Origin of the sequence: Pectinatus haikarae, from assembly GCF_015732185.1 — a bacterium.
Lineage (GTDB): Bacteria > Bacillota > Negativicutes > Selenomonadales > Selenomonadaceae > Pectinatus > Pectinatus haikarae.
In genome coordinates this window covers 26,282-41,672 of sequence record NZ_WIQM01000007.1, presented here as the reverse complement: position 1 = coordinate 41,672, position 15,391 = coordinate 26,282, and the positions used below count along the sequence as shown (strand labels likewise).

Annotated in this window: 11 protein-coding genes; 2 read left to right on the top strand and 9 right to left on the bottom strand. The window is 39.0% G+C overall.

Annotation, left to right across the window (positions count from 1 at the left end; translation table 11 throughout):
* Positions 1–55 precede the first annotated feature (55 nt).
* The 3 genes from I6758_RS03755 to I6758_RS03745 all read right to left on the bottom strand — a co-directional run bounded on the left by I6758_RS03755 (position 56) and on the right by I6758_RS03745 (position 3,666).
* Positions 56–1,162 (bottom strand): iron-containing alcohol dehydrogenase family protein, encoded by a 1,107-nt coding sequence (locus tag I6758_RS03755; protein ID WP_196603869.1) that lies wholly within the window; start codon positions 1,160–1,162, stop codon positions 56–58.
* A 119-nt stretch (positions 1,163–1,281) separates the two neighbouring features.
* Entirely contained in the window at positions 1,282–2,184 is a 903-nt protein-coding gene (locus I6758_RS03750) for a YitT family protein (RefSeq protein WP_196603868.1), read from the bottom strand.
* A 201-nt stretch (positions 2,185–2,385) separates the two neighbouring features.
* Positions 2,386–3,666 (bottom strand): dicarboxylate/amino acid:cation symporter, encoded by a 1,281-nt coding sequence (locus I6758_RS03745; RefSeq protein WP_196603867.1) that lies wholly within the window; start codon positions 3,664–3,666, stop codon positions 2,386–2,388.
* A 677-nt stretch (positions 3,667–4,343) separates the two neighbouring features.
* Between I6758_RS03745 and I6758_RS03740 the strand changes: the two genes are divergently transcribed.
* Positions 4,344–5,717 carry an ammonium transporter gene (locus tag I6758_RS03740; protein WP_196603866.1) on the top strand — a complete coding sequence of 458 codons (1,374 nt, stop codon included), beginning with the start codon at positions 4,344–4,346 and terminating at the stop codon, positions 5,715–5,717.
* Positions 5,718–5,800: 83 nt separating this feature from the next.
* Positions 5,801–6,163: a P-II family nitrogen regulator gene (locus I6758_RS03735; protein WP_196603865.1), complete on the top strand. Its 363-nt coding sequence runs from the start codon at positions 5,801–5,803 to the stop codon at positions 6,161–6,163.
* Between the two features lie 56 nt (positions 6,164–6,219).
* On the opposite strand, the gene ftsY is transcribed toward I6758_RS03735, so the two are convergent.
* The 6 genes from ftsY to I6758_RS03705 all read right to left on the bottom strand — a co-directional run bounded on the left by ftsY (position 6,220) and on the right by I6758_RS03705 (position 15,072).
* Positions 6,220–7,134: a signal recognition particle-docking protein FtsY gene (gene ftsY, locus I6758_RS03730; RefSeq protein WP_196603864.1), complete on the bottom strand. Its 915-nt coding sequence runs from the start codon at positions 7,132–7,134 to the stop codon at positions 6,220–6,222.
* Positions 7,135–10,686, bottom strand: coding sequence for a chromosome segregation protein SMC (gene smc, locus I6758_RS03725; protein WP_196603863.1), 3,552 nt, complete (start codon positions 10,684–10,686; stop codon positions 7,135–7,137).
* Between the two features lie 26 nt (positions 10,687–10,712).
* The gene (locus I6758_RS03720) at positions 10,713–11,714 is read right to left on the bottom strand and encodes an HlyD family secretion protein (protein ID WP_196603862.1); all 1,002 of its coding nucleotides are present in this window, start codon (positions 11,712–11,714) and stop codon (positions 10,713–10,715) included.
* A 35-nt stretch (positions 11,715–11,749) separates the two neighbouring features.
* On the bottom strand, positions 11,750–13,372 hold the full coding sequence (locus I6758_RS03715; protein WP_330998018.1) for a nucleoside kinase: 1,623 nt from the start codon (positions 13,370–13,372) through the stop codon (positions 11,750–11,752).
* A gap of 88 nt (positions 13,373–13,460) precedes the next feature.
* A complete protein-coding gene (locus I6758_RS03710; protein ID WP_196603861.1) occupies positions 13,461–14,456 on the bottom strand; it encodes an inorganic phosphate transporter in 996 nt (331 codons plus the stop codon).
* Entirely contained in the window at positions 14,449–15,072 is a 624-nt protein-coding gene (locus I6758_RS03705) for a DUF47 domain-containing protein (protein WP_196603860.1), read from the bottom strand. Before I6758_RS03705 ends, I6758_RS03710 begins: the two co-directional genes overlap by 8 nt.
* Positions 15,073–15,391 lie beyond the last annotated feature (319 nt).

The following is a 15,391-nucleotide window of genomic DNA, read 5'->3' as shown; positions in this document are numbered from 1 at the left end:
CCAGTTTAGATTTAAATCTAAACTGGCGGAGGGCAGCTTTTTTATGCAATATTCTTTATAGACTTTTACCGTATTCATTGACAGCTAAAATAGCTTCTTTGTATTTCTTTTGATCTGCCTTGTAGGGAACGCAGGTCCATTCATTTATTTCGGGAGCCTTTTCTATAATTACATCAATTTCGTGTTCTTCACTGATCCCGATTTCTTCCAAAGTTACCGGCAGACCAAGTTTTTTATTGAAAGCAGCGATCTTATCACGCATTTCTATTTGTCCGTCGTATGTAAGCAATACAAGCACACCATAGGAAACGACTGCGCCATGGCGGTAATCATGTCCCTGCGGGAGAGCCATGTAAGCATTATAAAAACAATGCGCCAATGAGGAATTATAATAATATTCAATTTTGTTGTTTACAGCCGAACATGTCATATTGGATGCGATACCTGTGCTCACTATAATATCTAAAATGACCTGTGTAAACTCAAAACCGGGATGTTTTTTCCTTATAGATCTGAGTGCTTCCTCACCAAATTCCAGTAAAGGATCTGTACAGGCAGCTGCAGCTTTTAATCCGATAAGCGGGGTATGGAATAAAGCTTTGCCTCGTGTAGCCAATTCAACTTCACATTCCTTGGAAAGAGCATCGCCTATGCCTGCCCATAAGAGTTCCTCAGGAGAATCAGCAATGATTTTTGTATTTATAAATACATGCAAGGGACACTTTTTAGTAAAATAATATCTTGACAATGATCCATCATCGTTATATAAAACTGATATTGCCGACGTCGGAGCACAATTTGATGCCACGGTAGGAAAAGAAAAATAAGCCTTATCAAGCGTATCCGCTGCGGCTTTTGCAGTATCTACAGCCCTGCCCCCGCCGACACCAAAAATAATATCTGCATTTTTTACAGCCTCATGATTCAGCATTGCTTTTAAGTTGCTTTCGGTAGAATTGCCTCCATACCAAACAGTGTCCAGATATTCGAGATCAGTTTTGTCTATTGCTTTCTTTATTGAGGCTTCAGCTTTCTGCAAAGCTGTTTTGCCGCCGATAATAGTGACCTTTTTGCCAAAATAACGCGTGACTGCGCCTATTTCATCATAACACTGCGGGCCAACACTGTATTGAGGAAGATATACTGAATAGTTTTCTCTCATATATGGATAAATCTCTGCAGAGATTTATCATTCATCTCCTTATAAATAATATATAAATATGCCTAAAAAATAATTATACCAGTTAAATGTAATACTGTAAATAATGAGTTCTCTGATTTTCAGTATTGGCTGTCATTATCCTCATAATCGTTTTGTCTGTCTATAATTTCCTGAGGAATAATATTTTTGAGCGTGAAGCCTCGTCCCGCTACTTCTGATGCATCTGAAACAATCATAAATGCAACAGGATCAAGTGCGTGAACTATAGATTTTATTTTACCGACCTGTGTTAGACTTACGACGACAAACATTATATTTTTTGGCTGTCTGGTAAAAGCGCCTTCGCCGCGGAAAAAAGTCACACCCCTGTTTAAATACTGCATTATTAAAGGAGCAATTTGCTCAGCACGGGGGGATATTATCATAATGGATTTTTTTCTGTTGAAGCCCGCAACAACTTTGTTCGTCATTTCTGCGGAGACATAAGTGCATATCAAAGTAAAAAGTCCGGTGTTTATATCGAACATAACCATACCTATAAAAATTACCACCAGATTAAGTGTAAATATGGCTGTACCGACATCAAAGGAATAAAATTTTTTTATCACTGCGCCCACTACATCAAGCCCGCCTGTATTGGAATCGGCCCGAAAAATAATACCAAATCCTATACCGGAAAGGACTCCGCCGAAAATTGAACCAAGCATTCGGTTATCTATGAAATTATAGCTGCCTAAAAAACTGGTCGCATCAATAGAAAATGAAAACAAGGTCATGCCTATGATCGTATCAATGGCATAAAGCCTGCCAAAAACCCTATAGGCCAGATAAACAATAGGAAGATTATATATTATCAGCTGAACACCTATGGGAAGACTGAACATATAATATAAAATAATGGCAATCCCGCTTATGCCGGAAGACAAAAGCTGTGATGGTATAAGAAAAATATTTACGGCAGCGCCGCTTAAAAGGCAGCCAATAAAAATTTGCAAATATCTTTTAAAATGAAGCGTAAACATTCTTTTCCTCCGTTTGATTTGTATTTTCTATCTAAAATATTACCATATTCATTAAGCTTTTTATATCTGTTTTAGAAAATAAATTGAATTAGTAGGACAGGATCAGTAAATTTTAAACAAAATTAAAGCAGGCAGGAAAATAAAAAAATTCCTGTCTGCCTTAAATGTTTATGCTGTATGAAAATAGATTCATTCAAATAATCATGAATGAAGTTTCGGCGAAGCTTTGAACTGAAAATTTTCCACATATGATTTTTCAAATGTTTCTTTTGTCAGGTCATTTTCCCAAAATGCAACAAGTACAGTAGCTACACAGTTTCCGCAAACATTACAGGTTGTCCGTATCATATCAAGAATACGGTCAATCCCCAAAATAATAGCTACCCCCTCGGCAGGAAGATTAAAAGCTGTCGCTGTTGCAGCCACAACAATAAAACCGGCACCGGGAACTCCTGCAATTCCTTTTGTGGAAAGCATTAATGTAAGCATGATTAAAAGCTGCTGTCCCAAAGAAAGCGGTATGCCATATATTTGAGCAATAAACAAAATAGTAGCGGAGCTGTATAAAGTAGAACCATCTAAATTAAAGGAATAACCTGTCGGCATAACAAACGTTACAATATTTTTGGGGACGCCCAGCTGTTCAAGACGCTGCATGGCGATCGGCAAGGCAGCTTCACTGCTCGCAGTGGAAAAAGAAAGCAGCAGTGCTTCCTTCAGGGCTTTCAATACGTGGAAAAAATTGAGACGAGTGATGAGACTGGCAGCAGTCACTAAAACAATTATGAAAAGAACTGTGGCAAGCAGTACTGATAGGATAAGCTTGCCCAGCGGAATCAGCATCGCTATCCCGAAACTGGAAACTGTGTATGCGATCATCGCAAAAACACCTATAGGAGCCAGGTTCATAACGTAACCGGTCACTTTGAACATAGCTTCTGCCACGCTGCGGCACAGTGAAACAATTTTTTCACCATCTTTGCCGATATGTGCCACCCCTACACCAAAAAAACATGCGAAAAAAATTATCTGCAGCATGTCACTGCGGGCGAAAGCATCAACTATATTAGTCGGAATTATGTGCAGCACATAGTCAATCATACTGATGGATTTGTGTGCCGCCTCTGCTGCTTTGGCACCCGCGTCAGCACTTACTGCAATATTTACACCTACACCGGGTTGTGTAAAGTTGATGACTATCAGACCTATTGCCAAAGCAACAGTAGTTGCAAGTTCAAACCAAATGATTGCCTTGCCTCCGAGACGTCCTAATTTTTTAAAATCACCTGTACCGGCTATACCCATTATTAATGTGCTGAAAATAAGCGGCACAATAATCATTTTTATCATACGTATGAAACCGTCACCAACGGGTCTGAGCTGTTTTCCTATTTCGGGGAAGAAATAGCCAAAGGCCGCACCTAAAATAAGACCGATCAGAATTTGTGTACTCAAGCCAGGTAATCTTTTTTCTGAATGCATAATAAACTCCCTTCAAGATATAATCAGTAATTCTAAAAAAAATATTTTGTAATTTTGTAATTTAAAATTAACAAAATAAATAAAAAACTGATTTTACATTTATATAATTGCATTTATATATATAAATACTTATAATTCACAAGTTATTATTTTATTATTTTTTCATGAATTATGCAATAAATTTAATTTTGTATTATGTATACATTACAATATAATTTTCTATTTTATGTCATTTATAAAAACTATTAAATATTTCACCGACCACTAAAGTATTTTAAATCTTGCAAAGAAAGAGACTTTACAAAGTCCTGAAGTCATTGAATATACTTAATATTTCTCATCTATTTTATTATTGTGTTATAGGACTTTATTTTTATGAATATTTTTGCTGATATCCAAATTATTTAATAGATAAATGAATAATTAACTTAAAAAAGTTAATAAAGTACTTGACAAAAAAATATGAAGAATATATAATCAATAACATCATACATGAAGGCAGCGCAGCCTATATAACAGAAAATATCTGTTATGGGGGCTGTGCTTTTTTTGTTGTATAGGATGTTTTTGCAAAAGGACATTTATGGTGCAGCATATGACAAAGGTATCATAATTCTGGAAAATATTAATGTTGTACCATGCTCTTATTGCAATAGAAAAAGGAAGGAAAGATTTATATGAAAAAACTCTGGTCTGTGTTTTTATCAACATTTATGTTGCTGTTAATGACAACACCGATAGCTTTTGCAGCCACTGAAGAGGCTCCTAAGCTTGACAGCGGAGACACGGCATGGGTGCTTGTCAGTGCCGCATTGGTTTTCATTATGACACCTGGTCTCGGCTTCTTTTATGGCGGTATGGTAAGAAGTAAAAATGTGTTGACTACAATTATGCACAGCTTCTTTATTGTAGGACTTATATCCGTAGAATGGATTATACTGGGCTACACGATGGCATTCGGCGATGATGCGACTGGAGTAATTCCTGGTATAATAGGATCTCTTGATAAAATAGGTCTGGCAGGAACGGCCGGTCAAATCTGGACGGGCACATCTATTCCTGAATTGGCTTTTATCATCTTCCAATGTATGTTTGCGGTTATCACGCCTGCTCTTATTACAGGAGCATTCGCTGAAAGAGTAAAATTTAAAGCTTATGCTTTATTTATGCTCTTATGGGCTATTTTTATATACAATCCGATGGCTCATATGGTTTGGGGCGGCGGTAAACTTTTTGAACTGGGTGCGCTGGATTTTGCCGGCGGCCTTGTAATTCATATTTTGTCAGGGGTATCAGGATTAACACTTTGTATTTTGATAGGTAAAAGACGCGGTTATGGGAAACTGCCAATCTTGCCGCATCATTTACCCATGACTGTTTTGGGCGCTGCACTTCTTTGGTTCGGGTGGTTCGGCTTTAATGCAGGCAGTGCACTGGGTGCAAATGAATTGGCTGCCAGCGCATTTGTAGCTACACAAGCTGCGGCAGCTATGGCTACCATATCATGGGTAGTCTGTGAATGGATTCAGAATGGAAAACCGACAATTCTGGGTGCTGCATCCGGATGTATAGCCGGTCTGGTGGCCATTACACCGGCGGCAGGTTTTGTCGCACCGATGCCTGCTGTAATCATAGGTCTTATTGCAGGTATTGTATGTTACTTTGCTGTGGCAGTATTAAAAGCAAAACTTGGTTACGATGATTCGTTGGATGCTTTTGGTGTACATGGCATAGGCGGTACCTGGGGAGCGATTGCAACAGGTTTATGGGCTACTACGGCAGTTAATCCGGCCGGTGCCAATGGTCTGTTTTATGGTGACGGTAATCTTTTGACGGCACAGATTATATCTATAATTGTGGCTTATCTTTTGGGCAGTATCGGTACATTTATACTATATAAAATTGTCAATGCGATTACTCCGTTCAGAGCAGATGAAGCGGAAGAAGTATCGGGTATTGATATCGTGGAACATGGTGAACGTGCTTATTCACAGTCCATCATGACCGGTGAATCTCTCGGCATTCAAAGTGACCTTACTAAGATAGATTAAATTATAATTTTTTCTGCAAAGCTTCTGATTTTGTTTTATAATAGTAAACAAATATAAAATTATAATTTTAGGAGGGAAAACAAATGTCTAAAATGACAAAGATAGAGATTATCACTCGTGCCAACAAACTGGAAGAATTAAAGAGTGCCTTGAACAGCATTGGTGTAGAAGGAATGACAGTAAGCCAGGTTTATGGCTGCGGATTGCAAAAAGGGCATAAGGAAGTTTACAGAGGAAGAGAATATTCTATAAATTTGGTGCCCAAAATAAAGCTGGAAACGGTAGTCTGTGATGTGCCTGTAGAGCAGATACTGTCTGTATCGCAAAAGGTGTTGTGTACTGATCAGGTTGGTGACGGTAAAATTTTTGTTTATACTATTGATAATGCTATGCGTATCCGTACCGGTACTCAGGGAACGAAAGCCATTACCGATGATGAAGCTTGATGACATATTAAAGAAGGCTCGCCGGAAAATTTCCGGCGAGCCTTCTTTAATATGTGTCACTTTTCAAATAGTGCCGCAGCAAACTCTTCTGCATTGAAGGGTTGGAGATCATCCTCACCTTCACCTACGCCAATCCATTTTACAGGCATAGACAGTGCTTCCTTTATCCCCACAACAACTCCGCCCTTTGCAGTACCATCAAGTTTGGTTAAGATGACGCCTGATATAGGGGCAGCTTTTGTGAAAAGCTCTGCCTGATGTATGGCATTTTGCCCTGTTGTGGCATCAAGAACAAGAAGTGTTTCGTGCGGCGCTGCCGGTATTTCACGCTTGATGACTCGATACATTTTATTAAGTTCATCCATAAGATTTGTTTTGGTATGAAGCCGACCGGCCGTATCAATAATAAGAATATCTGTTTGCCGTGATATGGCTGCCTTTACAGCATCAAAAACAACGGCGGCAGGGTCTGCTCCCTCTCCATGTGCTATCACATCTACATTGGCACGTTTGCCCCATATTTGCAGCTGATCGATCGCCGCAGCACGAAAAGTGTCAGCTGCCGCCAAAATTACAGATTTATTTTCATTTTTGTAATACTTGGCAAGCTTTCCTATGGTAGTAGTTTTTCCCACTCCGTTTACGCCAATAACAAGAATAACCGTGGGTCCTGTCAGCGCAGCTGCAGGGCTATTTTCTCCTGAAGAAAGAATGGTGCTTATATGCTTTATCAAAAAAGGATGCAGATCCTGAGGAGAATTTATTTCTTTCTTTTTTATACCAGAACGGACATCATCCATAAGCTTCATTGTCGTATGAACACCGACATCGGCGGAAATAAGTATTTCCTCCAATTCATCAAGGCACTCATCATTTATATCAGCATATCCGATAACCAATTGTTCAATTTTTTCAGTAAAAGATTTCCGTGTTTTTGTCAGGCTGCTTTTCAATTTATTAAAAAATCCCATTTATTCATTTTCTCCTTCTTCCATTTTTACGGAAATTATTTTAGAGATACCCGCATCTTCTATAGTAACGCCATACATGACATCAGCGGCTTCCATAGTGCCTCGGCGGTGTGTAACGATAATAAACTGTGTCTTTGCCGCGTAATCTCTCAGGAAAGCCCCAAACCGCCTTATATTTGCTTCATCAAGAGGTGCGTCTATTTCATCGAGTACCGAAAAAGGGGCTGGACTGTATTGCAGAAAGGAAAATAATAGCGCTATGACAGTAAGTGTCCTTTCACCGCCAGAAAGCAGAGCAAGATTCTGTGTTTTTTTGCCAGGTGACTGCACTACTATCTCTACACCGGATGAAAGAACATCGTCAGGCGCAGTCAGCAACAATCTGGCCTTGCCTCCGCCAAACAGTTTTTCGAAAATATCATCAAAGTATTCCCCTATCAGTGTAAAAGCTTCCTTAAACTGTTTAGTCATGGTCAGATCCATTTGATCAATTATTCTTTGCAGGTTTATTTTTGCTGCCAAAAGATCTTCAAGCTGCGTTTTCATAAATTTGCAGCGTTCGTATAAGGCATCATATTCCTTCACAGCATTAGGATTTACAGCACCCATATCCACCAATTCATTTTGCAGCCTTTTTATTTCTTTCAGCAACACATCTTCCGGTATATCTGCTTTATGTGTTAACGCAGCCTGAGGCGACAATTGATATTCTTCCTGTAATTTTTTTTCGCATTGGCTCAATTCGAAAGAGATTTTGGTTAGTTTTAAATCAGCCTGGTGGATAATTTCCTGTACGGAAGCCATCTCTCCTGCATTTTTTTTGCGTTTATCTGCCAATTCTTTATTTTTTACACGGGTATCCATAAGCATTTTATATATTTTATCGTATTCCTGCCGGCCTGAAAAATGAAGCTGCTGTAAGTTTTTGCTTGACAATTGCAGTTCCTGTAATTCTCGGACACTTTCGTCAATTGTTGTCTGATGATCTGTCTGTTCAGCAAGATTATTTTTCAATGATATATCACAGCGTTTAGATTCCTGTTCGATCAAATCAATTTTTTCTCTGCTGCCTTTTAAAGTTTGCTCCAGAGAAGCAAATGATGAAGTTTGTTCGAGCAGCAGCATTTGCAATTTTTTTTGTTTTGTCTTGTATTCCGCAATTTCCTGCTCCAGTTTTTCGAAGTAAGCTGTATCGTTGGTATTATTTTTTTCTCCAATGTTGTGAGCGGACTCTGTCTCACAGAGCAGTTTCAGTGAATTTATCTCATTTTCTAATCTGTCAGCCGCTGCAGCGGTTTCTTTCAGAGTCAGCTTCAGTTTGTCAATATCCGTGCGCAAATGTGCTGCTGTTGCGTCCTTTTCCGCACAAGTTAACTTATACTGCTGGGTTTGTTTGTGATTTTTTTCTATTTTGTTTTCAATTAAAGATAATTGTGCCATCAGTTGTGTCAAATTTGTTTTGGCTAAAAGAAGCTCACTTACAGTAACTTCATTTTTAGCAATAAGCTGCTTTATTTCTTCACTTCGATTCAGAAAACTTAGCTCTTTTCTAAAACTGCCGCCGGACATGGCACCGCCGGCATGAATTATTTCACCTTCAATAGTGACTATGCGGGAAGAATAATTTTTCCTTTTTGCTAAAGCCAATGCATGATCAATATTATCAACAATGATCGTGCGGCCCAAAAGATTTTCTATGATGCCGCCATATTTCTTATCTGTTTTGACCAGTTTGTCGGCATAATCTATAAAACCGGGACAGTCAAACAGATTTTCACGTATATTTTTGTGCGGTTTTATGACAGAAACGGGCAGAAATGTAACACGTCCTAATTTTAGCCTTTTTAAAAATTCTATGGCCTTTTTGGCAGTATCTGTATCATCCGTGACTATATTTTGAATATTGCTGCCTAAAGCAATTTGTATTGCGGTAATATATGGCTGATCAACGCTGATCAGTTCAGCCACAGGTCCGCATATCCCTTCATGCCACAAATGATCAACAGCTGTCAGTATTTTTTTTGCGCCGTTGCCGAAGCCTTCATATGCTTTTTGCATGTTGCCAAGAATTTTTATGCGCTCTTCGATCCTGTTGATATTTTGTGATAAATCTTTGCTGTGTTCCTCTGCGGAACGCAATTTCCCTTGAGCCGTTTCTTTCTCTTTTTGCAAAGATACTGTTTTTGCTTCGATGTCCTTGCTGCATGATTTAAGCACGGATAATTCTTTATAAACATATTCGAGCTTTTCAGAAATCAGCTTTTGATCATCGTTTAATTTTAAGGTATTGTGCTTTTTTTCCTTAAGCACTTTTTCTTTTTCTGTCAGATCGTGGCGCAGGAGTGTCAGCCGATGCTCCTGTTCTTCGAAACGGCGCCTGTTTTCTTCGAGCTGGAGCCTGTATTTCCGCAGAGAATTTTCTTTGGAATATATTTTTTCTTCTATACTTTTTACAGATGCATTTGTAGAAAAAAGAGCTTTTTGAGTAAGCACTTTGTTTTTGGCTGTTATTTCAAGAGCGTTTTTTAAGACTGCCAGCTTTTCTTCAGCTTCTCTTTTTTGTGTATGCATATTTTCCATAGAAGCTTTCAATCCGGACAGAGAATGACTGTTCTGTTTTATTCGTTCCTCAAGAACAGTGCATTTACTGCGGTTGCGGTTAATTTCCTCTGTGAGTTTGCGATTGTGAAATTCGGCATCATTCATGTTTTTTTCTAGTGATGCAATATTTTCCTCAAGAGAAGAACTTTCTGCTTCCAACACATCCATAGCTGCCTGCATATTCGATTGCTTTTGCTGTAATAATTCAAATTGTTCTGTACAGTTTTTCTCATCACTGGAAAATTTTTCATAACTGCATAGAATATATGACAGCTGATAAGTATCGTTTTTACTTTTTAATTCATTGTAGCGCACGGTCCTTTCGGCTTCAAGAGACAGCGGTTCGAGCTGTTTTTCTATTTCTGTTATGATGTCATTTATGCGTAAGACGTTTTGCTGTGTGTTTTCCAGTTTTTTTACAGATTCTTTTTTTCGATCGCGATATTTTGTGATGCCGGCGCATTCTTCAAATAAAAGCCGCCGATCTTCCGGTTTGGCGTTAAGTACTTCATCTACTTTATTCTGACTGATGACGCTTATAGAATCTTTTCCAAGACCTGTATCAGCGAACAAGTTATATATATCTTTCAGTCGGCAGCGGGATTTATTGATATAAAATTCGCTTTCACCGGTGCGGAAAAGCCGGCGGGAAATGGTTATTTCCTGGAAGTCAAGGGCCAGCCTACCGTCTTCGTTATCAAATGTCAAAGATACCTGAGCAACGCCAGAAGGTTTTCTTGATGAACTTCCGGCAAATATTATATCTTCTGCCTTGCTGCCGCGGAGACTGCGTATATTCTGCTCCCCAAGCACCCACCTTACAGCATCTGTTATGTTGCTTTTACCGCTTCCGTTCGGACCAACCACAGCCGTAATGCCTTTGTCAAATTCAATTTCTATTCTGTCGGCAAATGATTTGAAGCCATACGCTTCCAGTCTTTTTAGTAGCAAATAAATTCACCTGCTGTCATTCTTCACTATTTTTTTATTGGTATTTTCACTGTGGCAAGCATGTTCGGACTTATGCCCCCCATTTTATCTGAAGGGATAAATATTTTTACTGTATATTCCTTTTCATCGGCGGCTGGCGGAATTATCTGGGCAACAGTGCCGCCAATGCTTTCTCCGTTGATTTTACATTCAGCATATGAACCTTCCTGTAATTTCACGGCCTGCTGTTCTGTGGTTTTTATCTCCAGCCATAGATAATTTGATGTAGCGATATTTAAAATATTTTGTCCTGCACTAACAGCGGCACCTTCTTGTGCATCTGTATAATACGCGGTTCCGCTGGCTGACGCATGTAATTCTGTCAGCCCGGTATTCTTTTGTGCTTCGTCAAGCGCCATTTTCGCTTGATTTAATCTTGTCTGGGACATCTGCAGATCTTCCTGTGTAACACCGCTGGGCGTGGTAATTACACTGCTGGACGCGGGCACTGAAGGTCGTGGTGCCATAGCTGCTCTGGCTGATTCAACAGCCGCGGCTGCATTGTCATATTCGGCTCTGCTCACAGCGCCGAGATCGTAAAGATTCTTCATTTTGCTTTCATTAGCCAGTGCTGCCTGGTATGAACCATCATCGACATTAGAAGTACCTGATACAGCCGGTTGTGTTATTGTCCGCGTTGAGCCCTGCTTACTCAGGCTGACCATATTATCATACTGCTGCTGTGCCTGATCAACGGCTTGCTGCAGATTATCAATGTCCTTTTGTGTTACATTTGGACGTATCTGTGCCATAGCTTGTCCTGTGGTAATATCTTCCCCGTCTTTTACCAGTAATTTTTCCAGTGTGCCGTCAGTGAGCGTTTTCGTTTGTAAAAATGTTCCTACGACACGTGCGTCGTAAAATTCAATATACGCATTATGCTGACCATACAGCCATATGCATATATTCAGCAGGACAGCAATAAAAATCACTGCCGGCAACGCAAATTTTATAGTGAGACCTACTTTCCGACTAATATCAATTTCCAAAATCAGACCTCCTGAATAAGCTGTTGTATTGCTGTTTAAAAAAAGCATGATCTGCCGATAAATTCCCGTAAAATGGAATTATTAGGAATATCATCTTCAGTGCGGATATCACGGAAAAAACTTAAAAAATTCAGCAGTTCTCTGGACATACTGTATTCGGGAACCTCATCGCTTATTTTTTCCAGCAGCGGATATGCATATTTTTTTAATACGGCAAGTTCATAAATAAGTGCGGAATTAAACATAATATCTGCATTTTCCTGATATGGGAAAATATTTTTTTCTTCTCCGGCACGCACCTCCGGCCACTGTTTGATTGTCTTTAATGCGGATGATCCACGAAATTGGTAATCACGGACAATACGGCGTATAAGCCGGGCCACCGTAGTCGGGATATTGTTATGACTGTCTATCCCCAGCTGCGTCAAAGCACTTATGTAGATTTTATATATTTTATCCTCAGGAAGAGATTTAGTCAAATTTGGATTTAGGCCATGTATGCCCTCAATTATAATAGGCTGATCAGTTAAGAGAGAAAATCTGCGTCCAGGCCATTCTTTTTTCCCCGTGATGAAATTATATTTAGGTACTTCAATTTCTTTTCCTGCCAAGAGCGCCAGAATTTGTTCATTGAGAAGGTCACTGTCTATTGCTCCGAATGATTCAAAGTCATATTCACCTTTTTCGGTGAAGGGTGTATGCTCGCGATCATGGAAGTAATCGTCCATTGAAAGAGAAACAGGACGCATCCCATTGACCAAAAGCTGTATGCGCAGGCGTTGCGCAAAGGTCGTTTTCCCCGAAGAAGAAGGACCTGCAATGAAAATAACACGTCTTTTTTTAGTGCTTTTGGCTATTATGTCAGCTATATAGGCTATTTTTTTTTCTTGAAGTGCTTCAGATATGCGTATCAATTCACCGGCATGCTGGTTTTTTATATAACTGTTAAGTTCATTGACATAATCGCAATGCAGTATACCAGCCCAATTACCAGCTTCTGCTAAAAGAGCAGAAAGTTTTTCCTGATTTTGTTTTGGCGGCAGCTCGCACGGACTGGAAAGCTCTGGTGTGCGGACCACTATACCAGACAAATAACAATCTATAGCGAAGAGCTTTAATTCACTTGTTTCAGGCAGCATCGGTCCATACAAATAATCATAATAGTCGTCGCAGCAATAAATACTCACGAAATCTTGTTTTAACGATTTTATTAAGGCAGCTTTCGCATCCTGCTTATTATTTTTAAAGAAACGAATGGCTTCCTTTTTTCTTAATGATTTCTTGACTATAGGTAAGTTTTGATCAATCATTTCCTGCATTTTTGCGGATAATTTTTCTATGTTTTGAGCTGTGACGAGAGAAACGGGCAGTATTCTGCAATATATACCGTTATTCATAGAATGCTCCACTGTCACTTCAGCGTTTGGCTCTATCTTTTTCAGTGCTGCCATCAAAAGAAAAAGCACGCTGCGCCTATAGATTGCTATTCCTTCTGTACAATTCATATCTACCAGCTCCAGAGTTCTGTAATCCTTAATATCTGACTGAAGATCTTTTAATGTATTATTTATCTTTACGGCCGTTATGGGAAGTATATAATTGTTATTTATACTGTCTATTATCCGGCGTATTCGGCTGTTGATATGTTTTGCAGACACTGCTTTCAGCTCCTTTTCATAATAAATAAAAGCCTAAATCAGCGCAAATACTTACCTTTTTAGACTTTTATCACAATAATATGTTTTTTTAAAAAAATAATTTCAATAATTTGTAAATAATTGCAGCGACAGCAGCTGTAGAGGGGATAGTCAAAACCCATGCTATGAACATTTGCTTGGCAACTCCCCAGCGCACGGCCTTGACCCTTTTTGCGGTCCCAACACCCATTATGGAGCCTGAAACAACGTGCGTGGTGCTCACCGGTAAAGCCATCAATGTAGCAGAAAAAATTATAATTGACGAATTCAAATCCGCAGCAAAGCCGCTGATAGGTTCAAGTTTAAATATCTTGCCGCCCACTGTCTTTATTATCTTCCAGCCACCCACAGCCGTGCCGCAGGCCATAGCTACAGCTGCCATAATTTTTACAAAAGTTGGTACATCAAACACCTGTATGTATCCCGCACTTAAAAGAGCGAGTGTAATAATACCCATTGATTTTTGCGCGTCATTGGACCCATGAGAAAATGCCATCATAGCCGCAGAAAAAATCTGCATTTTCTTGAATTTATTATTTATTGAGGAAGGTTTACACCTGCCGAATATTATAAACAAAAGTGTCATGACCGCACAACCGGTAATGGCAGCTATAACCGGTGACAAAATCAAGGAAAGTACTATTTTTTCTATACCAAAATAATTAAGACCGCTGCTGCCGGCCGATACTAATACTGCGCCTATTATACCGCCGACAAGTGCATGTGATGAACTGCTTGGCAAAGCAAACCACCAGGTCAGAATATTCCAGAAAATAGCGCCGCCAAGAGCGGCAATCAAAATGAGTTCATTAACGTGTTCAGCCGATTTCACTATGTCGCCGCCTATCGTGTGGGCGACACCGGTACTATACATGGCACCGCAGAAGTTAAGAAAAGCTGCCATTATTATTGCTGCACGAGGACTTATTGCTCTTGTAGAAACAGACGTGGCAATAGCATTTGCCGTATCATGAAAACCATTTATAAAATCAAACATTAGTGCCAGAAGAATAATAAGTATAATCAATATCTGGAATTCATGCATATTTCATTACCACGCCTCTTATCATATCACCTATCGATTCGCAGTGGTCAAGAGTATTTTCCAGATATTCGAGAATATCCTTCCATTTTATTATCTCTATGGGATCTTTAACGGTAGCGAATAACTGGGCGACTTCCTCCCGGTAAAGCTTATCTCCCGCACTTTCTATCTTGGATATTCTTGCGGTATATTCCAGAATTTTTTTCTCATTATGCTGCAGTCTGTGCAGCAATTTGAAAACTTCTGCAATATCTATTGTCGCTTCGATCAGAAGCTGCGACATCTGCAATGCAGTAGGACGTATGGCATCAATTCGGTACATGATAGCACGCTGCAGGGTTCCTTGTAAAAAATCTACGCCATCATCAAGACCATTGGCAATAGCGTAAATATCTTCTCTGTCTATCGGAGTAATAAAAGTGTGATTGAGCTTATCAATGATTTTATCATTGATATCATCCGCGGCATGTTCTAAGTCAGTTATTGTTTTCATCTTTTCTTCGGCACTGCTGTAATCAGTCATTACTTCATTGATAATCAGAGCACCCTCATGAAAATACTCAGCACTTCGCACGAACAGATCATAAAATTCCGTGTTCTTTTTTACAAGAAACATAAACTTCCTCCCAAGTTGCACCAATAAATATTGTTTTTACACTGAAAATACGTATTATTAACAATTATTTTACAGTGCATTAATAATTATTTTACAATATATGCTTGTAATGATGCAATATTATATTTTACTCACGACACTATTATATAGTTTAACCACATAAATTAATTTTGTCTATATCCCATATGTATTTTCCATTTATCGGCGGACTGAGTTTTTTATTCTATATTTTTAAAGAAATTTATTTGTTTTTCTTGTTATCTTTAGGATAAGATGTATTAATCTATTTATATGTCACATACGAAAAACAGGCGCTAAT

Bases quoted from the DNA above. Each gene is read 5' to 3' on its own strand.
- I6758_RS03750 (WP_196603868.1), bottom strand. From the start codon at position 2,184: ATGTTTACGCTTCATTTTAAAAGATATTTGCAAATTTTTATTGGCTGC.
- I6758_RS03740 (WP_196603866.1), top strand. From the start codon at position 4,344: ATGAAAAAACTCTGGTCTGTGTTTTTATCAACATTTATGTTGCTGTTA.
- I6758_RS03710 (WP_196603861.1), bottom strand. From the start codon at position 14,456: ATGCATGAATTCCAGATATTGATTATACTTATTATTCTTCTGGCACTA.
- I6758_RS03745 (WP_196603867.1), bottom strand. From the start codon at position 3,666: ATGCATTCAGAAAAAAGATTACCTGGCTTGAGTACACAAATTCTGATC.
- I6758_RS03705 (WP_196603860.1), bottom strand. From the start codon at position 15,072: ATGTTTCTTGTAAAAAAGAACACGGAATTTTATGATCTGTTCGTGCGA.
- I6758_RS03735 (WP_196603865.1), top strand. From the start codon at position 5,801: ATGTCTAAAATGACAAAGATAGAGATTATCACTCGTGCCAACAAACTG.
- ftsY (WP_196603864.1), bottom strand. From the start codon at position 7,134: ATGGGATTTTTTAATAAATTGAAAAGCAGCCTGACAAAAACACGGAAA.
- I6758_RS03755 (WP_196603869.1), bottom strand. From the start codon at position 1,162: ATGAGAGAAAACTATTCAGTATATCTTCCTCAATACAGTGTTGGCCCG.